The organism is Bacteroides sp. AM37-9, assembly GCF_003603455.1.
Classification (GTDB): Bacteria; Bacteroidota; Bacteroidia; order Bacteroidales; family Bacteroidaceae; genus Bacteroides; species Bacteroides xylanisolvens.
Genome location: NZ_QTNF01000053.1, coordinates 772 through 27,662, shown reverse-complemented (window position 1 = coordinate 27,662; position 26,891 = coordinate 772). Strand labels below are relative to the sequence as shown.

Sequence of the window (26,891 nt, the reverse complement as noted above, 5' to 3'; positions counted from 1 at the left end):
TTTATCTAATTTTCTAAAACAAGGAATCAGAGTTCAACTACTGATTCGCATTAGTAATCAATATTTCAAATAAACTTTAGTACTATGGCAATGTATGTAATGGAAGAAATGCCCGATATTCATGGAACGGGCGAACAAGTACTTTATCCTCGGTTTGCAATGATGGATCAGGTTTCTACCGAGGAGCTGATACGTCAGATAGCATCCAGCAGTGGTTTTAATGTCGGAGATGTGGAAGGCGTAATTACACAAATAGGTATTGAGATGGCACATCAGATGGCAGAAGGCAAGTCTGTGAAGCTGGATGGCATTGGAACATTCTCTCCTTCGTTGGCGTTATGCAAAGATAAAGAGCGTGAAAAGGCCGGAGAAGGCGAAACCCATCGTAACGCACGAAGCATTGTGGTGGGAAACGTGAACTTTCGTGTAGACAGGAAGATGATAAGGCGTATCAATGGAAGATGTCTGCTGGAAAGAGCCCCGTGGAAGTCGCAACGTTCTTCACAGAAGTATACTCCGGAGCAACGGCTTGCATTGGCTGTTAGATATTTGGAGGAACATCCTTTTTTGACAGTCTACGAATACCGGAAGCTGACAGGTCTGCTGCGCACAGCGGCTACCAATGAATTGCGCCAATGGGCGTATACGCCCGGTTCCGGTATCGGGATTGATGGCAGAGGAACACATCGGGTGTATATAAAGAAAACATAATTCATCATATTTGTATGATGATACTTTGAGATTTTGAATTAAGAGCATTGGGGGGAATTGCGGTGAGGGCGCTTTTCTTCAGGGACGTGCTTGAGTGATAACTAAAATTAATAAAAATGGGGAATTTGATTTCATTTATGAAGGAAGTAGCTGAAGGGCTTCGAAAAAGTGGGAATTATGGAACTGCTCATGTTTACAGGAGTAGCATGAATGCTATCATTGCATTTAACGGGAGCAGGAATCTGTCATTCAAGAAAGTGAATCAGGAGTTTCTTAAAAGTTTTGAAACGTATTTGCGGGAAAAGGATTGTAGTTGGAACACGGTTTCAACCTATATGCGTACATTGAGGGCGGTGTACAACCGCGCGGTTGACCGTCGTATGGCATCTTATATACCGCATCATTTCCGGTATGTTTATACAGGAACGCGTGCTGACAGAAAGCGTGCACTGGAAAAGGAGGATATGGAACGATTGATGAAAGAGCTTCCCAAACAAATTCATCAGGGAAGGGAAGAATTACAACGTACGCGCGCGTACTTTTTCTTAATGTTCATGCTTCGTGGTATGCCGTTTGTAGATCTTGCCTATCTTAAAAAGCAGGATATGGTGGGGAATGTGCTTACTTATCGTCGTAGAAAAACCGGGCGGCTTCTAACTGTGACGCTTCTGCCGGAAACTATGAAACTAATAAAAAAGTATATGAACACTGATTCTGCTTCTCCTTATCTTTTTCCCATACTGACTGGCGGAGAGAGTACCGAAGCTACCTACAGGGAATATCAGATAGCTTTGCGTAATTTTAACTATCAGCTTCTGTTGTTGAAACAAGTACTTGCATTGACTTCTGATTTAAGCTCATATACGGCTCGGCATACTTGGGCTACAATGGCATATTATTGCGAGATACATCCAGGCATTATTTCAGAGGCGATGGGACATTCATCCATTATCGTCACAGAGACTTATCTAAAACCTTTTAAGAATAAGAAAATAGATGAAGCAAATGTGACGATTCTATCTTCGCTGAAAAGGAACTATATTTGTGGCAAGTAGCTGATTGATAGTGCTGTTACTTTGTAGGTAACGGGAAGAAAAGACGCTGCAAATATGAGCATATTTCTTAAAACATCCAAACAAAATCGTACATTTTTTCTAATAAACTACTCAAAATAGGAATAAACACAGAAGAACACGTGGATTCTTTGTCTTAGAGCTTTGTTAACGTCTAAATTTTGCAATAGATTTCCCGCCCCTCTACTTTTTCTCATAAGCAGGGGTAAGAAGATTCGTCATATATCGTATTATTTTCTAGTATAGACTACTCTAAAAGAGCAGGCACAAGGGTTTTCCCGTTACCTACAAAGTAACGGGAAGAGGGGGAGTGAAGCGAAATAAATCATGAATTAGTACAAACAAATTTTTTATTTATTAATTGTATAACATTTAATTTACTTTTATGAGAAAATGGACGTATTTAGTCGCAACCTTGCTCATGGCAGGTACGACGGCGACATTCACGGGATGTATTGATACCGATGAACCGGAAGGCATTGCAGAACTTAGGGGAGCAAAGTCTGATTTTATCAAAGCTCAAGCTGCAGTTGAGCTTGTAGAGGCTGAATTGAGAAAAGCACAGGTTGCAGAGCAAGAGTTAGTTAATGCAGGTTTGGCACTTCAGAATAAATCTGCAGAAATTGATTTGCAGTTGCATGAACTGGATATTCAGTTGAAGCAACTCCTGATTGAAAAGGAAGAAGCTGCTACTGCACAAGCAAAAGCAGAAGCGGAAGCTGCCATTGCAAAAGCGGAAGCTGACAAAACTAAGTGGGAAAATGAAAAGGCATTGATTGTTGAGCAGTATAAGGAAAAAATGCTTCTTGCCGAAACTGCCACTGCTAAAGCACAGGAAGCTTACAAGCAAGCTATGGAACAGATTGAAGCTTCCAAGGTTTTGTTGACAGATGAAGAACAAGCTCGTTTGAATGGTGTACAAGCGCAAGTCGCCTATGCAAAACAAGCAATGGACAAGGCAATGTATGGATATTCAACAACTGTTATCAAAAGAATTCTGTCATCGGAAGTTGCGAATTCCACTACTACTACAAATCCGGATGAAAGCACGGAGACTAATTCTTCTACGACTAAGTATTATGTTTATCTTATTACTGAAGATCCTACCCAGTCTGCGGATGGCTATAAAGCCGGTAGCTTGAAAAAACTTCAGGAGCAATTAGCTAACTATTCTGATATAGTAGCTGATAATAATTTAGAAGCGGTTTTGGATAATGCATTGAAAAATGCAGAATTTGCTTTAGAAATGACGCAGAAGTATGCTGATAACTTGAAAGCTATCTTGGATAATGAGTATACTACTGTTGCAGATTGGGAAGCAGAAGTCAAGAAGCTGGAAGAAGAAATTGCTGCTGCAAAAGTCAAGGAACAACAGTATAATATTGAAAAAGGCAAGTTGGAAGTTGCTAATCCTAAACTGATATCTGACTTGGATGCTACTAGCAATAAGTTGGAGACTGCTAAAAATAACCAGAACTCTAACAAGAACAAAGCTAAAACAGCTGCAGCTTATTCTAAGAAAGTAGAGGCTGAAAGTGTAAAGAAAGGATTGAATGATGTAATACCTAGTGGAACAACTGTTGCTGGTTATAATTCTTCTACTGGTACTTTTGCCTATGCTAAAAGTATACAAATTACTGAAGCACAAAGTCAGATTGATGGTTGGGTTAAGCTGATTGATAAGGCTACTAAAGGTGTTGATTTGGAAAATATAGAATGGGCCAAACCACAATTGGCTACAGCTCTTGCAGCACAAAAAGAAGCTGAAGAGAACTATGCTAAAGATTATAAAGCATGGGAAGATGCAATGGCAGCTTATGATGAAAGTCTGAAAATAGAATTGGAGAAATCAGAGGTAGCCGCTAATGCTGCAATAAAGAAATATAATGGACTTAAACCGGAAGATAGAAAAAAAGAAGCTAATATTGATGCTGTAGCTACGGCTTTAGTTGCATACTATAAGGATGCACTGGCTAAAGAAGCACAAGTTACTAAGGCAACTGCGACAAAAGGAAGTGAGACGAAAAAAATCTCTGCTTGGCTGATAGCAGACGCTAATAACTTTAAAAAGGTGGTTGGAGTAGATTTAGGCTTTATCACTTGGGATGCTGGTGACATCGCTACTGCAAATGAAATTAGTAAAGAAAATATTGGAAAATTAATAGATGTAGAGCAAGACTCCAGTGTAAAGACTCCATTGGAAAAATGGAAATCAGCTTCTTCTACTGTATTTAGCGATAATTTCAATTCCGGTAATAATCCAAGAAGATTGCCAGTATCTAAGGACGAAGTAATAGCTGCGGCTGGTGGTAATCATGTAGACGCCTTGAAGAATGATTATGGTTCTCTTGGTAAGATGATTTGGGCAACAGCAGAAACGGCTAGTCTACAAGCTATAATTGATCAGGTAGAAACTTACAAAGCTTTGAAAGAAGCATTTACTGCTCAAAAAGCTGTAGAACAGGCTGCTCAAGATAAAGCAAATGCTGCTTTGGCGGATGCTGTAGATAAAGCTAAGAAAGCTAACGACGAAGCCCAAGCTGCTTATGATAAAGTCTTTAAAGAAGTAAATGATAATATTGCAACAGTACAAAAAGAATACGGCAATAATGAAATTATCAAAGGTAAGATTGAAACGGAAATCACTGTTTATTTGAATAATAACTTTACTAATGGTGATTTAGGTTCTTTGGAAGCTATCAAGAATTTGGTTAAGCAAGAACATATGATTGCTTTGGCAAATGTCACTGCCGCTAAGGCCGATGTTGCTAAAGCTAAGAGAAATATAGAGAAATTAGCGGCAGGTACTTATACTGATACAGATTATATTACTGAATCATTGGCAAGTATCCAGGAAAAGATCAAAGTAAAACAGGCTGAATATGATGCTGCCAAGGCAGACTATGATGCTGCAAGCGCTCAATTGAAAGCACTTCTTGCTATCTTCTTGAAATAATTCCCTAACTACGTAAAAGTAACAAGATGATAAAAAAACTATGCACATTACTTTTGCTGACCTGTATGACAGCTGCGCCTTCAATGGCGCAGCGTTACAGCAGCAGTGATGATGCGTCGTTTGCCCCGAAAAAAGGACAGTGGCAGGTTTCAGTCCTGCTTGGTAGCGGAAAGTTCTTTAACGAGAACACCTCTTATCTGCTTCCTAAGTTCTCCAATGACGGAGGAGTAGTCGGACTTCCCAATGGAGGGAAGGATAACTCCGGCGATCTGAACCGCTATCTGAACATCGGGAGTCTGAATAATAATAGTCTGGTCAATATAGCCGGAATTGAAGGTAAGTATTTCGTGTCTGACAATTGGGATGTAAATTTCCAGTTCAGCATGAACGTTAGCCTCACTCCTAAGAAAGACTATGTAGAAGGAGACAACAGTGTACCTGACATGATTATCCCTGCGCAAAGTTATATCAATGCGCAGATGACCAACAACTGGTATGTATCTGTCGGTTCCAACTACTATTTCAAGACTCGCAACGAACGTATTCATCCATATCTCGGAGGCGCACTCGGCTTCCAGATGGCACGCATTGAAACGACCGAACCATACACCGGAGACACCTACAAGGATAGTGACGACTCGGAAGAACTTCCGTCACAGGTCTATGTTTCCGGAAGTAAAGCCGGTCAGATGTACGGTTTCAAAGTAGCTGCCGTAGCAGGTATTGAGTATAGCATTGCCAAAGGTTTTGTTTTCGGTTTCGAAATGCACCCTCTGGCTTACCGCTATGACTTGATACAGATTTGCCCGAAAGGATTTGATAAATATAACGTCAGTCACCACAATATCAAAATATTTGAAATGCCTGTGGTGAAACTGGGATTCAGATTCTAAGGATGAATGATTATACAAATGTATGAATGAAAAGAGAAAGCCGTTCAGCTGATAGTGCGGACGGCTTTTCTTTTTTAAAGAAGAATGAAGAGCTTAATGAACAGATATGTGAAACTTTTATCTTTTCTTCCGGGAATATGTCTGATAGTGGCTTGCACCGGGCATCAGATAAAAGGTTACGAGATTAACGGCAGTGCACCTTTGCCCGAATTCGAAGGAAAAATGGTTTATATGAAAGATGTTTCGAGCGGGCAGCCGGTAGATAGTGCAGAAATAATCCACGGAAAGTTTGATTTTTCCGATACGGTGACTATTGTGTCGCCCGTAGTAAAAGTGCTTTCTATTCGTGCCAACAAATCGGGACTGGAATACCGCCTCCCTGTTGTCATAGAAAATGGTAGTATCCAAGCCTATATTTCCGATGTGGTTTGCACAGGAGGAACAATGCTGAATGAACGAATGCAGGATTTTCTCATGGCTGTTGATGAATATTCCACAGCCTGCGAGAACAAGCAAACGGAACAGATAAAATCCGGATTTGCGGATTTATTGAAAAAATACATAGAAATCAATGATGACAATGCAGTAGGAGAATATATTCGGACTGCCTATCGTTCATCACTTTGATGCAATCAGATTGCTTTTAAGACTATAAACTAAATTTCCCACATAATAATATCCTCTCCAGATATTTCCTCCATATTTTTATAGAAGGAAATGTTGCATAAGAGAGACAGAAATGCGCCCTTGTGAAAGTCCATATTTCTGTATTGTTATGTTTTGAGGACGTTCCCGTATTTCCCATTCCCTTTTTCCCCCGGGAACGTCCTTTTCAATGACCTTCTGTTGTATATCTCATATAACTTACACTGTATGGAAGAATCTAGTGGATCTGTACTATTGGTAACTTTTCATACAAAGATAGTGTTTTTTACAAATACTTTATATCTTTGCAAAACAATGGCATATGCCGGGATTTAACCATACCACTGAAAATATGAAAACAAAAACTTTATTAGGCTTCTTTCTTCTTTCTGTTATGGCTTTTTGTGTATCAGCCTGTCAAGATGATGCAGAGATTATCTTATTTAGTGGTTCCGAACTGGTTGACGAAACAGGAACTTGTACAAACACTGTTTCTTCTACAGTTTTGTATCTTAACGGATGGGAAGCGGAGAATATCGGGATAGCCAATGGAAAAGGTGGCTACTCTGCACAAAGCTCCGATGAAACAATTGTGACAGCAACAGTCATCGACAACCGATTATGGCTTAGTTCGCATGGTAAAAAAGGGAAAGTAACGGTTACCGTTACTGATAAGGATGGTAATTATGTCACCCTGCCTGTGACTGTTTCTTATGGCGTATTGACATTTATGTGCGTCGACCAACCTGAATTTCAGGTTTCCAGACCCAGTGAAGATATGTTGTCATTGGATTCGGAAAGCGAGTTGCAGGAAAAAGTAAATGTGGCAATGGCTCCTTATTCTTTTATAAATAAAGGAGATATCTGTATTTTGCGGCCGGATGATGTATATCATTTATCTGAAGAAGGAACAGGAGGGAAATTCATTTATAAGACAGAGGATGAGCAAATTCTTGTTGAAGGAACATACCAGATAGAGTGGGCTTCATTGGGTGGAAAACAGAAAAAGGCTTTTGTCTTTACATATATAGATAAAAATAATGTAGAGCAACAACACACGTTTTTTAATTTTAGTCCGTATTTAGGAACTCAAAGTTCTACAAGAGAAAGAGGACCGATTACTACGGCATGGTTGGAGGAGGTATCCGATTCACCTTATCTGGAAGGAGTTTTGCCGGCGGATAGAACAGTTGTATATTGGGTGGATACAGTGATTTCCAGTTTGTCTGCCGAGGATTTATAATCATCTGGAAGGATTTATCGGTTCACATTTGAAATGATTCTCTTCGAAATTAATTTTCTTTTTGTGGCAAATAAAAAGGCACGGGAATGAAAGATTTCCCGTGCCTTCTCTTACTTAGTATTTGATACCTTTACGGTATTGTTATGCGTTCAAAGCCTGTTCGATATCAGCAATGATATCATCCGCATTTTCGATACCTACCGATAGGCGGATCAGGTCCGGACGTACACCGGCTTCCATCAGTTGCTCATCCGTTAACTGGCGGTGAGTATGGCTTGCCGGATGGAGCACGCAACTGCGTGCATCGGCTACGTGAGTAACGATAGCGATGAATTCCAGTGAATCCATAAACTTGATAGACACATCACGTCCGCCTTTCAGACCGAAGGAGATAACTCCGCAAGAACCGTTCGGCATATATTTCTGTGCCAGGCTGTAATATTTGTTGTCCGGCAGACCACAATAGTTTACCCAAGCTACTTTCTCATTTTTAGAAAGATATTCGGCCACTTTCTGTGCGTTACGGCAGTGTTGAGGCATACGCAGGTGCAGTGTCTCAAGTCCCAGATTCAATAAGAAAGAGTTTTGCGGGCTTTGGATGCTGCCGAGGTCACGCATCAGTTGCGCGGTTGCTTTGGTGATATAGGCACCTTTGCCAAATGCTTTCGTGTAAGTCAGCCCGTGGTAAGACTCGTCCGGAGTACAAAGTCCCGGGAATTTTTCTGCGTGAGCATCCCAGTCAAAATTACCGCTATCTACGATACAGCCACCTACGCTTGTAGCGTGTCCGTCCATATATTTGGTAGTAGAATGAACTACGATGTCAGCTCCCCATTCAAACGGGCGACAGTTGATAGGAGTAGGGAAGGTGTTGTCAACAATCAAGGGGACCCCGTGACTGTGTGCGATACGTGCGAACTTTTCAATATCCAGCACTTCCAGAGAAGGATTGGAAATTGTTTCGCCAAACAAAGCCTTTGTATTCGGTTTGAAAGCTGCAGAAATTTCTTCTTCGCTGGCATCCGGATTTACGAAAGTCACATCGATGCCTAGTTTCTTCATCGTCACTCCGAACAGGTTGAACGTACCTCCATAAATAGCGGAGGAACAAACGAAGTGATCTCCTGCCTGGCAGATATTAAAAATGGCATAGAAGTTGGCTGCCTGACCGCTGGAAGTCAGCATAGCGGCTACACCACCTTCAAGAGCGGCGATTTTGGCGGCAACAGCGTCATTCGTTGGATTTTGCAGGCGGGTATAAAAGTAACCACTGTCTTCCAAATCGAACAGGCGGGCCATTTGCTCGCTGGTATCGTATTTGAAAGTTGTACTTTGATAGATGGGCAATACGCGTGGTTCGCCTTTTTTAGGCGTCCATCCAGCCTGTACACACAGGGTTTCCGGTTTGAATTGTTTTGTCATAATGTTATCGGGTTTTAATGTTTTATTTCAAAAAATGTTTTAATGCTGCAAAAGTAGGGAAAATAATTGTATTTTTGCCCTGTTTATGAGTGAAATGATAACTCTTGCGAAGGAGATAGTTAATGTAGTTATGAAAAATAAACTCTATATTCTTTTATTCTTAGCTTTTCTTTTTTCGGGCACAACTCTTTGGGCGCAGCAGAAGGCAACTCCGAAGGCGGGTGAGGGCATCTCTTCTTTTCTGTTGAGGCACAACCGTTCTCCGAAGAAGTATTACGACGATTTTATAGAGTTGAATAAGCAGAAGCTGGGAAAGAATAATGTGCTTAAAGTAGGCGTGACTTATGTTATTCCTCCGGTAAAGAAATCGACAACTACTTCTGCCAAGACTACTCCTGCCAAAAACACGGGTGCCAAGAACACAACTTCCGAAGGCGCCGGGACAAAGCAAGCATCTTCAAAAGCTAAATCGACAAAAATAGGAACCACCATCAACGAACCTCTGTTTGGAAAGCAACTGGCTAATGTGAAAGTCACTTCCAACCGTCTTGCCGGTGCTTGTTTCTATGTGGTCAGCGGACACGGAGGTCCCGATCCGGGAGCTATTGGAAAAGTGGGTAGATACGAACTGCATGAAGATGAATACGCTTATGATATTGCACTCCGTCTGGCACGTAACCTGATGCAGGAAGGAGCCGAAGTGCATATCATCATTCAAGATGCCAAAGATGGTATTCGGGATGATTCGTATTTGTCGAACAGTAAACGTGAGACTTGTATGGGGGATGCAATTCCTTTAAATCAAGTGCAACGCCTTCAGCAACGTTGTGATAAAATAAACGCCCTTTACCGGAAAGATCGTAAGAATCACTCTTATTGCAGGGCGATTTTTATTCATATCGATAGCCGTAGTAAGGGAAAACAAACGGATGTATTTTTCTATTATTCGAATAAAAAAGGAGACAGCAAACGATTGGCGAATAATATGAAAGATACGTTTGAGTCAAAATATGATAAGCATCAGCCTAATCGGGGTTTTTCCGGCACAGTGAGCGGGCGCAACTTATACGTGCTTTCCCATACCACTCCCGCTTCCGTTTTTGTGGAGTTGGGCAATATCCAGAATACGTTCGATCAGCGTCGGTTGGTGATAAACTCCAATCGTCAGGCACTCGCAAAATGGCTGATGGAAGGCTTCCTGAAAGATTACAAGGAGAAGAAATAACATTTTTGTTTCTCCTTTCGTGAACAAAATAAAAAACTGAATGTTTTATATATGCAAATCGCCTGATGGCTACTTGTAGGTATGCGAATATATATAGGCTAGTGAATATGCCTCCCCGGCATAACAGGAAGATTGCATAGTAGTTTTGTCGTGTTTTATTTTGTGTTTGTGTTGTGACGGTGCTGCGATGTGAATCGGGGTGCCGTTTTTTTCGTTTCTCTTGAATTCGTTAAAGAGCACGTTATTTCATTTTCTTATCATATTATTGAATAAAATTATCAATCCTGTGAACAAAATCCGGAAGTGTATGTTATTTATTGTGCAAATCGCCTGATAAAGCTTCTTGTGTGTATGCGAATATAGATAAGTCAAGCAAGGTATGCCTCCCCGGCATGACAGGAAGATTGCATAGTAGTTTTGTCGTGTTTTATTTTGTGTTTGTGTTGTGACGGTGCTGCGATGTGAATCGAGGTGCCGTTTTTTATGTATATAAAAAGACTTACTCATAAAAAGAGGGCTTACAAAGATTCTAAAGTATATCGTAGAATCTATGTAAGCCCGTCTTGATGGGAGGGTGCTTTATGCACACCTTATCTAGTTGTTATAAAGGCATATTACCGTGCTTCTTGGGCGGATTTGTCTGCATTTTGTTTTCCGTCATTTCTAGTGCCTGAATCAGACGTTTGCGAGTCTGTCTCGGATAAATGATTTCGTCAATATATCCCAGTTCGGCAGCTTGATACGGAGTAGCAAACTTTTCTTTGTAGGCTTCCAGTTCCTTAGCCTTTGTTGCTTCGTCAGCTTTGCGGAACAGGATATTGATTGCACCGTCTGCACCCATCACTGCAATTTCTGCGCTGGGATATGCGAAGTTCACATCAGCTCCGGTCTGCTTGGAGTTCATTACGATATAAGCGCCGCCGTAAGCTTTGCGGGTAATAACAGTCAGCTTGGGAACAGTAGCTTCTGCGAACGCATAAACTATTTTTGCGCCGTGACGGATGATACCATTGTTTTCCTGTGTATATCCCGGAAGGAATCCCGGCACATCTTCGAATGTAATCAATGGAATATTGAAACAGTCGCAAAAACGGATAAAACGACTTGCTTTGTCGCTGGCGTCGATGTCAAGAACGCCGGCAAGATAAGCCGGCTGATTGGCTACGATGCCTACCGAACGACCTGCCATGCGGGCAAAGCCGATGATGATATTCTTTGCAAAGTTCGGCATGACTTCGAAGAAATAACCGTTGTCTATCACGCGTTCGATAATGTCTTTCATATCATACGGTACGTTCGGATCTGCCGGAACAATCGTATCCAAAGAAGCATCTTCGCGGTTGGTTTCGTCGGCGCAAGGTTGTTTTCTGGCTTCATCCATATTATTCTGCGGTAAGAAAGATAGCAGTTCACGGATACTCATCAACAGTTCTTCTTCGGAGTTGCACATAAAATGCGTCACACCGCTCTTGCTGCTATGTGTCATTGCGCCACCCAGCTCTTCTTTGCTTACTTCTTCATGAATCACGGTTTTTACTACATCCGGACCAGTCACGAACATGTGACTTTTTTCTTTCACCATAAAGATGAAATCGGTAAGGGCAGGAGAGTAGCAAGCGCCTCCGGCACAAGGACCCAGGATGGCCGAAATCTGTGGAATCACACCGCTGGCCATTGTGTTCTGATAGAAAATATCCGCATAACCGGAAAGGCTTTCGATACCTTCCTGAATACGTGCGCCGCCCGAATCATTCAGAGCGATAATCGGGGCACCGTTCTTCAACGCAAGTTGTTGTACTTTCACAATCTTTTTGGCATTGGAAGCAGACAGTGAGCCGCCATATACGGTAAAGTCATAAGCGTAAACAAATACCTGGCGACCGTCTACCTTTCCGTAACCTGAAACGATGCCGTCTCCCGGAATTTTGTTTTTATCCATGCCATAGTTCGTACAACGGTGAACCATCAATTTATCCAGTTCAACGAAAGTACCTTTGTCGAGCAACATCTCAATACGTTCGCGAGCAGTCATTTTTCCGCTTTCGTGTTGCTTCTCTATTTTATCAACGCCTCCACCAAGAGAAGCGATGCGGTCACGTTCCTCGAACGTGGCGTATGCTTTATTCATTTCTTCCATAATGCAATCCGTTCTTATATTATGCAATCGGTTCTAATGTTATTAACGTCTGGTCGCCGGTTATGTTATCACCTTCCTGAACCAGAATTTCTTTAATGCGGCAGTCTGAAGTCACTTTGTAGTTACTCTGCATCTTCATGGCTTCAATAACGATAGCGGTGTCTCCCGCCTTCATTTCCTGGCCGACTGCAACAGGTATTTTCACTACTTTGCCCGGCATCGGAGAAATGATACAGTCATTCTGTTCTTCTTCCCCTTTCTTGCGCATACGCAGATATTTTGCCTGGCTGTCCACTATTTCTACATTGAAACTGCTATAATGCGTATTCACTTTATAGCTTTTTCCGTTATCACGGCGAATCAGCTGTGCGTTCGAACTGCGTCCGTCCATCAATATGTTGCAAGTACCGTTTTCTGCCATCACTACGTCTGCTTCAAACGTTTTTCCATCAATGGTGAGCACTACCTTGTTATCTTCCTTGCTGACCAGTTCTACTTCGGCCACACGGTTTCCTATATGAATTTCCATAATTGAATTCTCTTTGTTAAAATTTAGATTCTCAACACACCCTTATGCAATCCGAACTCTTTCCACTTGCTGATAGGGCGGTTGTCGGCAGCCATACCGCTGTTGTTCTCTTCGAGATTCATCAAATAGTCTATATAAGCAGCGATCAGGGCAATATTTTCGGAATATTCGCTGGTGCGCGTAATCCGTTGTTGCAGAAACTCGCTGTTCTTGGCGATGAATCCTGTGTCATAATGACCTTCTACAAAATCAGGAGTATCCATGATGGCACGCAGATAACTGATGTTGTTTTTCACTCCGGTCAATTTATATTCGTGGAGAACACGACGCATCCGCTCAATCGCATATTCGCGATTGGTAGCCCATACAATCAGTTTACCGATCATCGGGTCATAGTAGATCGGAATTTCATATCCTTCGTATACATAACTGTCAATACGCACACCGATACTGTTCGGCTCTGTAATCTGTTTGATGATACCCGGACTTGGCATGAAATTCATTTCAGTGTCTTCGGCACAGATACGACATTCGATAGCGTGCCCGCGTTGCTGGATATTCTCTTGTTTCAGTTGAAGCACTTGTCCGTCGGCAACTTTAATTTGCTCTTTCACCAAATCTACTCCGATCACTTCTTCCGTAATTGGATGTTCCACCTGCAAGCGGGTGTTCATCTCAAGGAAATAATAGTTGCGGTGTTTATCAACAAGGAATTCGATAGTACCCGCACCGATGTAGTTCACAGCTTTAGCCGCCGCTACCGCTTTTTCACCCATGTCTTTTCGCAGTTCGGGAGTGACGAAAACCGAAGGAGTCTCTTCCACGATTTTCTGGTTACGGCGTTGCACGGAACATTCGCGTTCGCACAGATGAATGACATTTCCATGCTTGTCTCCAAGAATCTGGAACTCGATGTGATGAGGCTCTTCAACGAACTTCTCCAGGTAAACCGTGTCGTCGCCAAAGGAAGACAATGATTCGCTCTTGGCAGTGGTATATGCTTCTTCCACTTCTTCGGCACTGTGGATGAGGCGCATACCTTTTCCACCACCGCCCATAGAGGCCTTCAGCATCACCGGATAGCCGATTTTATTGCAAAGCTCTATGGCTTCTTCCACGCTTTTCAGGTTGTCTTGTGTGCCGGGAACTACGGGTACTCCCGCCTCAATCATTTTGATACGGGCAGCAATTTTATCTCCCATAGCTTCCATTGTTTCCGGATTGGGTCCGATAAAGATGATTCCTTCTTCCTGACATCGACGGGCGAATGTGGCATTCTCGGACAAGAAGCCGTAACCCGGATGGATGGCGTCTGCATGAGCTGCTTTTGCCACTTCGATGATTTTTTCTATATTCAGATAACTCTCTTTGGATGCTGCCGGCCCTACGCAATAAGCTTCGTCTGCATAAAGCACGTGCTTCGCGGTCCGGTCTGCTTCGGAGAAGATAGCGATACTCGTTATCTCCATTTCCCGGCAGGAACGCATCACCCTTACGGCAATTTCACCGCGATTGGCTACTAAGATTTTTTTTATCATACTTTTTTCAATTAAGTACATACTTATTAATGTCTTCCCGTCTAATGGACATACTCCACCCGACGAAAAACAGTATTTTTTTGATTTGGGGCTTAACAAGTGATACTCTTTCTCCTAATCCACGAGGAGAGGGGCGTCTTACACAAAATGGCAGGTCTTCTGACTGACTCTTGTCTTATTTGCCTTCCCGAATAACATCAGTGGCGTTAAATTAGTTCAATTATAAGACATTGAACAGAGTTTCACAGCAGCGGGACTGTCCGGGATTTACACCCGGTTCCCTATTAATCATCGTCCGTTGGATACGGATTCTGAACCATTTTGGGGGGCAAAGATAAATAAATATTGAATAGGATGTTCCTTTTTTGCACGAAAGTTTCAATTTTGTGCAATGCTTGTCCTTAGTCCGGAAGATAAAGTGATAGGAGCAAAGTATGATGCGGAGAAGTCTTTTCATCGTACGGAGATGATTTGCTTGGATATTAATAGCTGGTCGGGTAAATGCAAATGGGTTTGATTCTTTAATTTGTGTGTAACCTTGCTTCTTTTCTAAACCATCTTTCTCCTGATATTGTTAGGTTGATAGTTATTAATTAAAAGGAGATATTCATTATGAAAGAAAAGAAAATAGCTCGTGAAGAAAGAAACCAGGAGAAGCTAGCTAACGGTGATTGGGTAATGGCAGAGTTTTACGCAACGTGGTGTCCTCACTGCCAGCGCATGAAACCGGTTGTTGAAGAGTTCAAGAAACTGATGGTAGGAACATTGGAAGTGGTGGAAGTGGACATCGACCAGGAGCCTGCCCTTACTGATTTTTATACGGTGGAGTCGACTCCTACCTTTATTCTTTTTAGAAAAGGGCAACAGCTTTGGCGGCAATCCGGCGAATTATCTTTGGAAAGATTGGAAAAAGCAGTGAAAGGGTTCAAATTCTGAAAATGATGTATCGTTTATTACAATGATATAAATAGCTGGTTTTATGCAGGTGTATTTCGGTATGGCATATATGGAGGAAAAGCAGAAAGTATTTTCTATCGAGGTACTTCTGCTTTTCTTTTTATAGCCTTTCCGTTGTCTTGATTATTGGTTTCTGTTCAACCTCAACTCATGCAGGCATGCCTGCACTTCTTCAAGACTGCCGGTATGTTTTCCTTCATCATCCGACAGTTTGATACATTCCCTCCACTCCTGATTGACATTCATCTTGCATTGCGTCAGTTTCATCACGATGTTCGAAGGTTCGAACCCGGTATCGTTGGTGAGATTGGTGCCGATTCCGAAAGAGCAGCGGATTTTGTTTTTGCAGTATTCTTGAATGTCTAATGCTTTTGTAAAGTCGAGGGCATTGCTGAATACGATGGTTTTGGTTGTCGCGTCGATTCCCAACTCTTTGTAGCGGGCAACCAGTCGGTCGATAAACTCAAATTCATTACCGGAATCGCAGCGCACACCGTCGAAAAGTTTAGCTTGTTTACGGCTAAGGTTACTAAGGAAGATGCCGGAAGTATAGGTATCGGAAAGTGCGATACCCAAATCACCGTCATAAACATTCACCCAGTTTTCGAGTGCCATATAATTGGCATGTTTATATCCGAACTGTGCTCCATGAAACATAAACCATTCGTGAGGGTGAGTCCCCATCATTTTCATTCCATATTTCATTGCGAAGTTGCAGTTGGAAGTCCCGGTGCAATATTGCGCTGTCTCGTTCAGTCTTTTGATAACAGTTTCCTGCACATCAATAGAGAATCTTCTCCGTGTACCAAATTCTGAAAAGCGGAGCTGATGTTGGTTCGATAACTCTATTTTCTCCGACAGTTTGCAAAGAATCCCGTTCATGTCTGCTACATGGCCGAAGAACCGGTTTTTGATTTCAGAAACAATAGCGAGCAAAGGCACTTCATATAAAGTCACTTTATAAAGCAAGTCAGTCACTTCGATGTGGAGATGACAGGCTTCATCCAGATGAATATCAATCTTATTCGGGTCGAAACGAAAAGAAGACAACCACTCCCAGTAGACTCTCGGGAGAAATCTGCAATTCTTCGTCATGTATTCCAACTCCTCTTCCGTGAATCTCAACTGACTAAGATTCTTGATCTCTGCCTTGAGTGTTTCCAGAAAAGCTTCGGTATACTTTGTTTCGTTCCGGTCATTGAAACTAAAAGTACCCATTGCATAGGGGAACAGTTTGATATAAGCGTACGAGGTGGTAAACTTATAGAGGTCTGTATCTAGTAGTGTTTTAACAATCATGACGTTCGTTCTTTTCTATTAATAACGTTGTAAAGTTAGTATTTGTTGAACGAAATAATAGCCTGCTGACAGATAATTATTCCATTTTTGGGATCGATTTATACCTGATTATCTGATATTATCATTAATTTTGCCGTAATTATGTATTAAATAAAAGATATTTGGTATGAAAAACGCTTTGGTATATAGCTGCGTATTACTGTTGTTATCATGTGGCGGAAAAACCGGAGGAACTTCGCAATCTTCTTCCACGAATCAGGAAACACAGGAAAACGCTTTAAGCGAAAAAACTACTGCTATTTCCGAAGCTTTCTCTATGGATTTTTATAAAGGAAGTGATTGGATTATTCCTGATACGCTTTCCGAATCATTGCTAAAAGAACCGGAAGCATCTTCTTTGAAGGTCTATGACTCCGACAGTATTTGCCGGAAACAAGTAGATGGCGTGGAACGTTGTTTTTACAAGGACTCATTGATGAACGGTGCTTATAAACACTTTTATTTTCGCTCGACTGATTCTTTTGTGTCGGAACCCTATTATTCGGTAGTTGTTTATAAAGACGGAATAAAGAACGATACAGTGCGTCATTACAGTATCTCTTCCCATTGTATGACAAGTCGTATAATTACTCTTGACAGTATTTGTGAACTTTATCAATCTTATTATTCCAACGGATATCCCCATATCTTTTACCAGGCTACACGAGGTAAACTTAACGGAGTACGTCAGAGATGGTATTATGATGGAAAGCCGGACTGGTTTGAACACTATAAAGATGGGAAGCTAAACGGAGAGGAAATGAGATGGCACGCCAACGGACATCTGTGGCAGGTTAATCATTATATTGACGATCAGGAAGTGTTACCGACCGAATGTTGGTATTATAGCCATTCGGAATACGCTTATAATGACCCTAACGGGGTAGCGGAGGCTCCCGACTGGTATGAGTATAAATATCAGGCATCAGAAGGGACTCCCTTTTATTACATTCAAGAAATTTATGCATTGGAGAACGGCAAAAAGTATCTTCTGAAACGAAAATATTTTGAAAAGGATTCCGATGAGCCGATATACTTCATGGATGATAAGTGTGATTCTGTAAAACGAAGCATTGTGACGGTCGGAACTCAAAAGCGGCTGGATATAAGGAATTATTCTGGCGGGCGGCTACGTCGTTTCGAGAGTTATCCGTACTCGGAGAAAGGCGTGCCGGGTGTCATGACTGAAATTTATTCTGAAGAAGGCAACCGGATTGAAAAGAGTATGTATGACTATCATAGTGGAAGAATGATCTCCTTGCGTATGTATAGCAATACAGGGGCAGACGTGAAAAAACTTGAATTTGCTGAATATACGAATATGAAGGCGGATAGTTGTAATAAACAGCTTGATTCTGGTAAAGGGCGTTATACAGACAATCAGAATAAACTGTCCGTGCGCTGGAAAAAGGGGGAACTCGCACTGCTGAATTCTCCGGCGAAAGAAGATGAAGATGGATTTATAAAATGGTACTATGATGGGTATCAGTCTGATTACGGTCTGCATTTTTTTCACTATTCAGGGTTTGAGAGCTGGGGCTATTTTGTGATGAGTGATGTTACAGGAGAAGTTTACGAATATCGTAGTATAGATACCCCTTTATTCTGTGGAAAATCCGGTCTTTTCCTTGTCGTAGATGAAAATCCGTATAAGGAAGAATGTTATGTCCGCGTTTACAAGATGCTTCCCGAAGGGCGTTTGGCGGAAGTTGCCGCACTCAATCGGGGAGGAGGGGATTATTTTGAGGTTGATTTGGACGATTTTGTCTGGGTGGGTGAAAGTTCATTCATTGCCAATAAAAAAACGTCGGAAGATGAACTTCAATGTGACTTTTACGGAGGATGCTCTGACAGTTGCCTGGAAGAGTACAGGAAGTGTGGCTATCTGCAAATCGACGAAGACGGCTGGGGGTATGTGCGCGTCGATCTTCGTCCTGATGCTTTGCAGACTAAGCAGGAGCTTCCGTCTTCACTAGAAGCTATTAACGAAATGAATGCATGGGTAAAGTCATTGTGAAACCCAGAAACAATGGAAAATCATGCATCCACTCTTCCCCCTTTTCGATAGATATTTTAAGATCATTACTGTCTATTCTACTAATTCCCGGTTGCATCCGCTATTGATAAATAGCGAAAGAAGCCATATTCCCATTATTGTCATTTTATTCATTGTATTAAAGTTATGTTCTATGATAACGCTACTGTCGGGTTATGAGCAGTCAGGCCACCATCTACGACGATTGTTTGTCCGGTGATATACCTTGCATCGTTCGAAGCTAGAAAAGCGATGGTAGCTGCGACGTCTTCCGGTTCTCCTAAATAAGGAGTGGCACATTGGCCGAGGAAGATGTTGCGTACATCTTCATTCAGGTTATCCAATGCCGCGGGGGTAAGTACCAACCCCGGGGCTACGGCATTGCAGCGGATATTTTTCTTTCCCATTTGGGTAGCGATGTATTTCGTCAGGTTGATGACGCCCGCTTTGCTGGCACCATATAATGTACCGTTAGCATCAGCAGTAAGTCCGCTTATGGAAGCTACGTTGACAATGTTTCCGCCGCCATTGGTAGTCATGATAGGGATGACCTGTTGAGAAAGGTACATGGTACAGCAGAGATTCAGGTGGAATGCCTCGTCAAAGTAATTGATATCCAGCTTCTCGATGTTAAGGTCACGTTTGGGATCGGTTCCTCCTACATTATTAATCAGTACATCTATTCGTTGATATTCATTCATAGAAAAATCAATCAGCTCTTTGCAACTCTGGAGTTCGGTGGCGGAGAAATAGACATGGCGCACGTCGGCCCCTGCATGAGTAAGTTCGTTGGCAAGCTGTTCCGCCTTTTTTTCAGAATGGTCAGCGATGACTACTTTGCCCCCTTCGGAGACAATGCGGCGTGTGGTTGCTTCGCCGATACCACCGGCAGCACCGGTGATGACAACTACTTTATTTTCGAATCTGTTCATATATTGTGAATTTGATGGTTACCTTCTATTAGAAACAGCTGGCAGAGGAATTTGTTAGACCTCATAAACGCTCTTTAATAAGATAAGGTGTCCGATTGGAAAACATTTGCATCTCCTCCAGTTTTATGCCCTGATTATTTAAGAAAACTGTTAAATGTTAATGCTTAACCGCTTATTTGTTAATACGGTTCAGATTCTATTAAACCATGTTATAAGATACGCTGCATCGGGCCGAAAATTTGGAGATAACCGAAAAGTCCGTATCTTTGTACTGTGTTTTTCATAGTATTAGATTTAAGGTTAACAAAAGATTGGCTGTCTGGGATAGATAGCCTTTTTTTATGCCTGTAAGTCAGATACGGATCAGGAAGACTAAAACAACGAATATTGGTTATCCCGCAGACTCTTCATCTCCCGTTCCTTTACTATATCATCTTCGAATAAATGACCGATGAGCAACGGCGAGTTTTTATCATGTTTCTTCATATTATATGCTGCTGTATTGTAATTGCCCTTGATGGCATAGCAATAAACACATCCGTTCAGACAACTTTCATAAGTCCCGATATCAATACTTTCGATACAGTTGCAGATATTACGCTGGTTTTTATCCTTTTGAGCAAGGATAGGATAACCGGTGATCTTTTCAATCAGCCCTTTATCAATGCACAAGCCGCTGGGAATACCCAAATGTCTTAAATCTACCTTGACGGTACAAGTGTCCAGCTGTATACCGGGATAAATATCTATTGTCTTTTTAAAGGAGACGGCCATTTCTTCTATTTCCTCTTTGGTCAGCGGATTGATGTTGAATGGTTGTATCGAGTTTCGGATATGGGGGTAATGGTCTATAAATCCCAGCATACATTTTGAGGTATGGTCTTTGAGTTCATGGGCAATCCGGGCGAATGCTTCCTGGTGGAAAGAAACGTTGTATTCCTCATTTGTCAGTATCGGATCATATCTCCAAATCATTTTTTCTCTGCCAATTTTGTCTGCCAGCTTTTTAAAGGTATCAATTCGTTTATCGATAGATGGCAAACGATTCTCCAATTTTTCTCCGTAAGGGTTGAGTGTAAATTGGAAGTAATAGTTGTAATCCTGTAATTTATCCAGCTGGTTAAGCATCGGGGCCGGGTTCTTGGTCCAGAATACGAAACAATCAACCACAGCAGGAGATAAGGAAATCCTGCTAATCATTTTCGGATGATAAGGATTGGGCACTAATACATATCCTTCTTTTATCCGGTTGAAAAACCATTGAGAATAGAATGCCGGAATATCTGTCCGGCGGCTGGCACTGATTATCATAGTTCAAAGTTACGAAAAAAAACAATGTCGTTTCCATGATTAGCCTTTTTTTCTATTCTTACTTATCCGGGGAGCAACTTATGTGAATGAATATGTTAAATGTTAACGGATGAAGTCTGAAATGTTAATGCGATTCTCGGAGTATTAAACCCTGTTATAATATCGTCTGTTTAGGCGCTGAAATTTGCTATTTATCTGAAATATGGTACTTTTGTACTGTGTTTTTTTCATAAGTATTAGATTTAAGGTTAACAAAAGATTGGTTGCTCGTGATGAGTAGCCATTTTTTGTTTTTATACACGTTGGTTGCTTATTCCTTAATCATCGTTAGCAGCATCTTAAATTTCTCCACTACACTTCTCGAATATGCATTGTTTGTCTATAACAAAAAACGATTTTTATTGTTATAGTACGAAAGACTTAATAAACGAACCATTATGAAGAAGAATATTTTATTTTTCGGAGCACTTGTAGGTGCTCTCTTGTTGGTTTCTTGTTCGGGAGGAAACAAGAAACAGGCTGCGTCCTCTGTCGCTTCGGAGGAATTGGACAATGCCAGTAAGGTGATAAACTATTATCATACATCGCTTATCGTGTTGAGGCATGTAGCCAATGCGAAAGACATAAATGCAGTTTTGGGATATATGGAACAGACAGGAAAAGTTCCTGAAGTATCTCCAATTGCACCACCTGAAGTATCTGCCAGAGATACAGCGGAATTGATGGATCCGGGAGATTATTTTAATATAGAAGTCCGTCAGAATCTGAAGCAGAGTTATCGAGGACTTTTCAGTGCAAGGACGCAATTCTATGATAATTTTAATAAATTCCTCTCTTACAAGCAGGCAAAAGAGACTGCAAAGATCGGCAAGCTCCTCGACGAGAACTATCGGCTTAGTGTAGAAATGTCGGAATATAAACAAGTGATCTTTGATATTCTAAGCCCTCTGACAGAACAAGCTGAAAAAGAACTGCTTGCCGATGAACCGTTGAAAGATCAAATCATGGCTATGCGTAAGATGTCCGGCACCGTGCAAAGCATCATGAATCTCTATTCACGCAAACATGCGCTGGACGGTATGCGTATTGATATGAAGATGGCCGAACTGAAGAAAGAACTCGAAGCTGCAAAGAAACTTCCTGCTGTCACAGGTTATGATGAAGAACAGAAGAATTATTATAGCTTCCTGACTTCCGTAGAATCATTTATGAAAGATATGCAGAAAGCCAGAGATAAAGGTAGCTATTCCGACGAGGACTATAATGCGATGTCGGAGGCCTACGAATACGGACTTTCCGTTATCTAAAGAATCTTCCTCTGTTTGAATGTGAGCTACAATCATGCTCTTTCAAACAGAGGATGTTTTTTTATTAAGAAAAGGTTTGCCGTCTTTTCAATTGTACCTTATTCTCAAATAAGGATCCTGCCTTAAATCCTTATCTGTTTATCATTCCGGCATATCTGTTCTTAATAGGACGACTCCCTAATTTATAAAAAGTCCTTTTTTTACTATACCTCTTTAAACAGGAGCTTTACTTTTGCATTTGAATTAAGAAATAATATCTTTGCTCTATGCAATCATTTCAACTTATAAAACCTTGTTTGGCGCTTGCTCCTTATATACGGCATTACTGGATATTGCAAGACGATTCAGTGACTCCGGTTTCCGAACGGACTCTGCCTATTGGCTGTATGCAACTGGTATTTCATAAAGGGAAACAACTCCTTTTGTCGGGCGGGTCGGAACTACAACCTCAATCCTTCATTTCCGGACAATCGGTCGGCTTCTCGGATGTACAGTCGACGGGTAGGATAGAAATGATTACTGTTGTTTTCCAGCCTTATGCAGTTAAAGCATTGTTTCATATTCCCAGCCATCTGTTTTACGGACAAAATGTAGATACCGATGCGATGGAAGATGTAGAACTGTCGGATTTGGTGAAACAGGTCACTGACACTTCTGATAATGCCGTTTGTATTCGTTTGATAGAGCAGTTTTTCCTTCGTCGTTTATACACCCTTCCGGAGTATAACCTCAAGCGGATGTCTGCTGTGTTTCATGAAATAAACCTCCAGCCGCAAATCAACATTGCTCATCTGTCGGAAACGGCCTGTTTGAGCAGTAAGCAGTTTGGACGTATCTTTGCCGATTATGTCGGCACTACCCCCAAAGAATTTATTCGTATTGTCCGTATGCAGCGGGCATTGTCAATGTTGCAACAGGATGCCACTATTCCTTTTGTGCAAGTAGCTTATGAATGTGGCTTCTCCGATCAGTCTCACATGATAAAGGAATTCAAACTCTTTTCCGGTTATACTCCTGCCGAGTATCTTTCGGTCTGCGCTCCTTATTCCGATTATTTCTCCGAACTTTAAAGATGTCCCTTTTTTCCTATCAGGCTTCCTCGTGTTGCCCTACTTTTGCAGTGTCTTTGCAAAGGCTTAGTAGTAACGATAAAAAAGAAACGAAATGAAAAAACTAATTGCATTTTTTGAGATTCCTGCTTCCGATTTCCATCGGGCTGTCGATTTTTACGAAACAGTATTAGGTATGCAACTTCCGACTTTTGAATGTGAAACAGAAAAAATGGCTTGTTTCACAGAAGAAGGTGAAACCGTCGGTGCTATCTCTTATGCTTCAAATTTCGACTTTCTTCCTTCCACGCATGGAGTGCTTATCCATTTCAACTGTGAGGATATAGAACAGACCTTGGAAAAAGTACTTCTGAAAGGAGGGAAAGTAGTCATTCCCAGAACAAAGATTGAGGCGGACGGCAAAGGATGGTTTGCCGTATTCACTGATAGTGAAGGAAATCGGATTGGCATTTATGCTGAAAAATAACAGGTAGGAGAGAGGAAGGTAGCCTGTTATAGCATAATATGCTTTTAGATGCGGATAACGCAAAATGACACGGATAAGAAGATTACAAATCTGCTAAATCCGTGTCATCCGCGTCTAAAAGATAGACTTATCAGGGTTTTGCACTGTCCCCCCCAAAAAGTCAGACGTTAAATCACATCTTTATTCATTCTCTTTATTCCGCCATTTGTCTGTCCGCATTATTCTACCGGAATATAAATTTCCGTCAACAACTCTTCGGGAGCAGTGTCGCATGGATTGTTCAGATAACGTTCCGCGCTGGCTTCATCCCGCAGCGTACATTCCATTTCGGGCAGACACTTTCCGTAAATCGTATCATACACAGCTTGCAAATTGTCATACGGACCTTTATACAAGAAGATAGCATAACGTCCGGCCGGGATCACCTTAAATCCGACATCACTTTTGGGGGCTACCTTTACAGGCATTACCATACATACGTCTGTACGCAGTTTTTCTGCCGGTGTCACTTTCGGATCATCGTGATAGATGCAAAGCGGGCTGAAATCTCCCATCGGCAACTGTTGTTCTTTGATGAATTGGAATAAACGGCCCCAGGTGCCACCGTAATCATTCAGTTTGTAATCGCCGGTGAGACGGATATAAATCACATTCCGTTCGGAAACGTTTCTGATCTCTCTTTTTAGTTCCAGGTCTGGCCTGATAATCGCTGGTTTCATAATTACAAAGTTTTTATTGTTTCTATACTCTAAAGGTGAAATGCCATAAAATTGCTTGAACACTTTCGACAACGAAGAAGGAGATGAGTAACCAATCCGGTAGGCGATGTCGGCAATCGGAACATCCGAGTAGCGGAGTAGACGTGCGGCAGCTTCTGTCCGCGTCCGGACAATAAACGTACCAATCGGTTCACCGAGAAAAGCTTTCATGATCCGGTGAAAGTAAAAAGGAGAAAAGTTTGAAATTCTGGCCAGAGATTTTAAATCAATGTCTTCTCCCAAATGTTGGTTGATGTATTCCACTACAACATTTACGCACTTTTGATATTCTTCTTTCGTTGTTTTTTTCTGTTGCATAACTTATTTTGGTATTTCACTCCGCAAAGGTATTGGTAAAAAAGCGAAATGACTTGTCCGATATTGCGGAAATGTCAATTTCCTATTTTCTTTCTGTGATTGCCCGATTCCTGTTTTGAGAATTTATTTTGATATATAATGTTCCTTTTAGTGGTGTTATGGTACGAATTATTACCAAGTTTTTAATCACTAGACGCGAAATTGATTTCTTTGTTTTAAATAATGTCAAAAACTAAAACAAAAAAGTTAGTTTTGTTATAAACAATTATTAAAATGACTATATTGTAACCAAATTATTAATAAAAATAGCCATGGATAAAACAATTGTAGGGAACAATGCCGGAAAAGTTTGGTGTGCCCTGAAAGAAATTGGTGAAATTTCAATACCTGAATTGGCAAGAAGATTAAACCTAAGCGTAGAAAGTACAGCATTAGCGGCCGGTTGGCTGGCAAGAGAGAACAAAATTTGTATCCAGCGGAAGAACGGATTAATCGCTTTATCTGATGAAAGCACTTTCCCTTTTAGCTTTGGATAATTGCAGATTTTGCGAGTGAGTATCTTTGGAGTTCCGTTAACTTGTAAGTAAGAAAATGTCGATATAAGGTATCACATGCAAAGTTTGAACTTAAGAAGTTTAATATTTAAAAGAGTTGCTCCGTAATAGGGCAACTCTTTTAACGTATAATAAACGTATAAAAATATCAAATCGTTCTTGTTGATAGGTAAAATATAGATACTTATATTTCGCAATAATAATAGTCGATTTTTCTTTAAAAGTTCTACTTTGGAGGATTTTTCAGAATCCTACCCGCTTTCTTCCTAAAGAGAAATCCATGCCTTCGTAATTATAGATTTCAGCCAGTGTCATAGGTTGTGTCTGTTGGGGGATATCCAGTCCTTCTTCCTTTATTAGTTGGTTTACTTTGTCGGTTGTCAGGTCTTTAAATTCGTACCGGGCAGCCAGACGTCCTTTTCTAAGCAAGGCTTCGTCGATATCTTTTAGTGGAGCGTTGAATGTGCAGATAAATTTGATACATAATTCATCACTCAATAGTCCGTCGCTGATATTTAGTATGTTGACTAGTCCGGCATTCATGCGGTTTCCTCCGTTGCGGCTTGATAATAGCTCTTCGCAGTCTTCTACGATAAAGATCGAATTCTTTTGTTGGCGGATAAAAGTGATAAAGCTAGGATCCGAAAGTTTATCTACCAGGTCGCCGCTCATATAAATCATTCTCTTTTTTCCGAGATTGATGAGATGACGGATATAAGTTGTTTTCCCCGTACCTTGTTTCCCGTGCAGAATGATTAAACCGCTTTTATTCTCTTCTAATAGGAAGTTTTCGATTTCAGCGGCTACGGGAGCAAAATCATTGTTATAGTGGCGGTCAATCTGAATGGCCGGCTTATTGATTTGCGATTGTTTCAGGCTGAAGTAGTTATGAGCGTATGTTACTATAAATAGGTTGTTCAGTTTCTCATTCTCCTTTTTGTGGTTTTCGCAAATCTGATTGATACGATCGATTTCTTCCTTATCAATATTGGAATAGGCTATTTTTGTGCAATTATCAAAATAGCCAATCATTAAATTCTTCTTGCAGATAACGATGCAATCATATAACTCTTTTGTAGATGTATCTTCTTCTTCCTCCTCTTCCTCTTTTTCATTCTCAAAATGATTGCAATATATATGCTCGAATATATCGAACGCATCGTCTTGCTGATAAAGTTCTTTGATTTCTTTCAGGAAATCCTGGTTTACTTTATATTTCACCATTTTCATAGAAGGGAATCGTTTGAATATCTGATAGAATAGACTACAAATGCTACTGTCGCTGAACCAGCCTGTGGAGTAATCGAAAATATCTGTGAAATCTGCGAGTGTGTATTCTTTACTCATTTTTTCTTTTTATATAAATAGGACGGCAAAGGTACTAAATAAATCTATGATATGGACTTATCCGATTTCTCATTTTCTTGAAAAACATTGGTATGATAGTTTCCTGCATTTATATCAGCGCGCCCC

At 41.1% G+C, this 26,891-nt stretch carries 22 protein-coding genes and 1 riboswitch; of the genes, 13 read left to right on the top strand and 9 right to left on the bottom strand.

Translation table 11 applies throughout. From position 1 onward, the window contains the following. The first annotated feature begins 84 nt into the window (after window positions 1–84). The 6 genes from DW862_RS24065 to DW862_RS24040 all read left to right on the top strand — a co-directional run bounded on the left by DW862_RS24065 (window position 85) and on the right by DW862_RS24040 (window position 7,521). Window positions 85–711, top strand: coding sequence for an HU family DNA-binding protein (locus DW862_RS24065; protein ID WP_015531513.1), 627 nt, complete (start codon window positions 85–87; stop codon window positions 709–711). 116 nt (window positions 712–827) lie between these two features. After that, window positions 828–1,766 (top strand): site-specific integrase, encoded by a 939-nt coding sequence (locus tag DW862_RS24060; RefSeq protein WP_004296815.1) that lies wholly within the window; start codon window positions 828–830, stop codon window positions 1,764–1,766. 403 nt (window positions 1,767–2,169) lie between these two features. Beyond that, window positions 2,170–4,740, top strand: a complete 2,571-nt coding sequence (locus DW862_RS24055) for a hypothetical protein (RefSeq protein WP_120070952.1) — start codon at window positions 2,170–2,172, stop codon at window positions 4,738–4,740. Window positions 4,741–4,766: 26 nt separating this feature from the next. Then, complete coding sequence (locus tag DW862_RS24050) at window positions 4,767–5,633, top strand: BT1926 family outer membrane beta-barrel protein (RefSeq protein WP_120070949.1); 867 nt, start codon at window positions 4,767–4,769, stop codon at window positions 5,631–5,633. A gap of 84 nt (window positions 5,634–5,717) precedes the next feature. Beyond that, on the top strand, window positions 5,718–6,260 hold the full coding sequence (locus DW862_RS24045) for a DUF4369 domain-containing protein (protein WP_008026606.1): 543 nt from the start codon (window positions 5,718–5,720) through the stop codon (window positions 6,258–6,260). 340 nt (window positions 6,261–6,600) lie between these two features. Further along, on the top strand, window positions 6,601–7,521 hold the full coding sequence (locus tag DW862_RS24040; protein ID WP_008026607.1) for a hypothetical protein: 921 nt from the start codon (window positions 6,601–6,603) through the stop codon (window positions 7,519–7,521). A 141-nt stretch (window positions 7,522–7,662) separates the two neighbouring features. Here DW862_RS24040 and DW862_RS24035 read toward each other — a convergent pair whose 3' ends face one another. Next, window positions 7,663–8,943 carry an O-acetylhomoserine aminocarboxypropyltransferase/cysteine synthase family protein gene (locus DW862_RS24035; protein WP_120070946.1) on the bottom strand — a complete coding sequence of 427 codons (1,281 nt, stop codon included), beginning with the start codon at window positions 8,941–8,943 and terminating at the stop codon, window positions 7,663–7,665. 130 nt (window positions 8,944–9,073) lie between these two features. Between DW862_RS24035 and DW862_RS24030 the strand changes: the two genes are divergently transcribed. Then, window positions 9,074–10,168 carry an N-acetylmuramoyl-L-alanine amidase gene (locus DW862_RS24030; protein ID WP_117684067.1) on the top strand — a complete coding sequence of 365 codons (1,095 nt, stop codon included), beginning with the start codon at window positions 9,074–9,076 and terminating at the stop codon, window positions 10,166–10,168. A gap of 601 nt (window positions 10,169–10,769) precedes the next feature. Here the strand turns inward: DW862_RS24030 and DW862_RS24025 are convergent. From DW862_RS24025 to accC, 3 genes are read right to left on the bottom strand one after another with little or no spacing between them, the layout of a single operon-like run. After that, window positions 10,770–12,305 carry an acyl-CoA carboxylase subunit beta gene (locus DW862_RS24025; RefSeq protein WP_008026609.1) on the bottom strand — a complete coding sequence of 512 codons (1,536 nt, stop codon included), beginning with the start codon at window positions 12,303–12,305 and terminating at the stop codon, window positions 10,770–10,772. 19 nt (window positions 12,306–12,324) lie between these two features. Next, window positions 12,325–12,834, bottom strand: coding sequence for an acetyl-CoA carboxylase biotin carboxyl carrier protein subunit (locus DW862_RS24020; RefSeq protein WP_004316076.1), 510 nt, complete (start codon window positions 12,832–12,834; stop codon window positions 12,325–12,327). A 23-nt stretch (window positions 12,835–12,857) separates the two neighbouring features. Beyond that, entirely contained in the window at window positions 12,858–14,372 is a 1,515-nt protein-coding gene (accC, locus tag DW862_RS24015; RefSeq protein ID WP_004308984.1) for an acetyl-CoA carboxylase biotin carboxylase subunit, read from the bottom strand. Window positions 14,373–14,503: 131 nt separating this feature from the next. Then, window positions 14,504–14,708, bottom strand: a riboswitch (cobalamin riboswitch). 276 nt (window positions 14,709–14,984) lie between these two features. Here accC and DW862_RS24010 point away from each other — a divergent pair. Further along, the gene (locus DW862_RS24010; RefSeq protein WP_008641296.1) at window positions 14,985–15,308 is read left to right on the top strand and encodes a co-chaperone YbbN; all 324 of its coding nucleotides are present in this window, start codon (window positions 14,985–14,987) and stop codon (window positions 15,306–15,308) included. Window positions 15,309–15,452: 144 nt separating this feature from the next. On the opposite strand, the gene pncB is transcribed toward DW862_RS24010, so the two are convergent. Continuing rightward, window positions 15,453–16,628 carry a nicotinate phosphoribosyltransferase gene (pncB, locus tag DW862_RS24005; RefSeq protein ID WP_009038676.1) on the bottom strand — a complete coding sequence of 392 codons (1,176 nt, stop codon included), beginning with the start codon at window positions 16,626–16,628 and terminating at the stop codon, window positions 15,453–15,455. Window positions 16,629–16,794: 166 nt separating this feature from the next. On the opposite strand from pncB, the gene DW862_RS24000 reads away from it, so the two are divergent. Further along, window positions 16,795–18,684, top strand: coding sequence for a toxin-antitoxin system YwqK family antitoxin (locus tag DW862_RS24000; RefSeq protein WP_120070942.1), 1,890 nt, complete (start codon window positions 16,795–16,797; stop codon window positions 18,682–18,684). A gap of 170 nt (window positions 18,685–18,854) precedes the next feature. On the opposite strand, the gene DW862_RS23995 is transcribed toward DW862_RS24000, so the two are convergent. Both DW862_RS23995 and DW862_RS23990 read right to left on the bottom strand, forming a co-directional pair. Further along, the gene (locus DW862_RS23995; protein WP_049702176.1) at window positions 18,855–19,634 is read right to left on the bottom strand and encodes an SDR family NAD(P)-dependent oxidoreductase; all 780 of its coding nucleotides are present in this window, start codon (window positions 19,632–19,634) and stop codon (window positions 18,855–18,857) included. A 372-nt stretch (window positions 19,635–20,006) separates the two neighbouring features. Continuing rightward, window positions 20,007–20,945 (bottom strand): DUF1848 domain-containing protein, encoded by a 939-nt coding sequence (locus DW862_RS23990; RefSeq protein ID WP_120070939.1) that lies wholly within the window; start codon window positions 20,943–20,945, stop codon window positions 20,007–20,009. Window positions 20,946–21,382: 437 nt separating this feature from the next. Here DW862_RS23990 and DW862_RS23985 point away from each other — a divergent pair, with 437 nt between their 5' ends. From DW862_RS23985 to DW862_RS23975, 3 genes are all read left to right on the top strand, one after another. After that, window positions 21,383–22,252, top strand: coding sequence for a hypothetical protein (locus DW862_RS23985; protein WP_120070936.1), 870 nt, complete (start codon window positions 21,383–21,385; stop codon window positions 22,250–22,252). 266 nt (window positions 22,253–22,518) lie between these two features. Beyond that, entirely contained in the window at window positions 22,519–23,322 is an 804-nt protein-coding gene (locus DW862_RS23980) for a helix-turn-helix domain-containing protein (protein ID WP_118407746.1), read from the top strand. A 94-nt stretch (window positions 23,323–23,416) separates the two neighbouring features. Continuing rightward, window positions 23,417–23,788 (top strand): VOC family protein, encoded by a 372-nt coding sequence (locus tag DW862_RS23975; RefSeq protein ID WP_004317320.1) that lies wholly within the window; start codon window positions 23,417–23,419, stop codon window positions 23,786–23,788. 218 nt (window positions 23,789–24,006) lie between these two features. Here the strand turns inward: DW862_RS23975 and DW862_RS23970 are convergent, their stop codons facing one another. After that, window positions 24,007–24,864, bottom strand: a complete 858-nt coding sequence (locus tag DW862_RS23970) for a GyrI-like domain-containing protein (RefSeq protein ID WP_004308996.1) — start codon at window positions 24,862–24,864, stop codon at window positions 24,007–24,009. A 311-nt stretch (window positions 24,865–25,175) separates the two neighbouring features. On the opposite strand from DW862_RS23970, the gene DW862_RS23965 reads away from it, so the two are divergent. Then, on the top strand, window positions 25,176–25,400 hold the full coding sequence (locus DW862_RS23965; protein ID WP_004308997.1) for a winged helix-turn-helix domain-containing protein: 225 nt from the start codon (window positions 25,176–25,178) through the stop codon (window positions 25,398–25,400). A 261-nt stretch (window positions 25,401–25,661) separates the two neighbouring features. Here the strand turns inward: DW862_RS23965 and DW862_RS23960 are convergent, their stop codons facing one another. Beyond that, window positions 25,662–26,765 carry an AAA family ATPase gene (locus tag DW862_RS23960; protein WP_120070933.1) on the bottom strand — a complete coding sequence of 368 codons (1,104 nt, stop codon included), beginning with the start codon at window positions 26,763–26,765 and terminating at the stop codon, window positions 25,662–25,664. Window positions 26,766–26,891 lie beyond the last annotated feature (126 nt).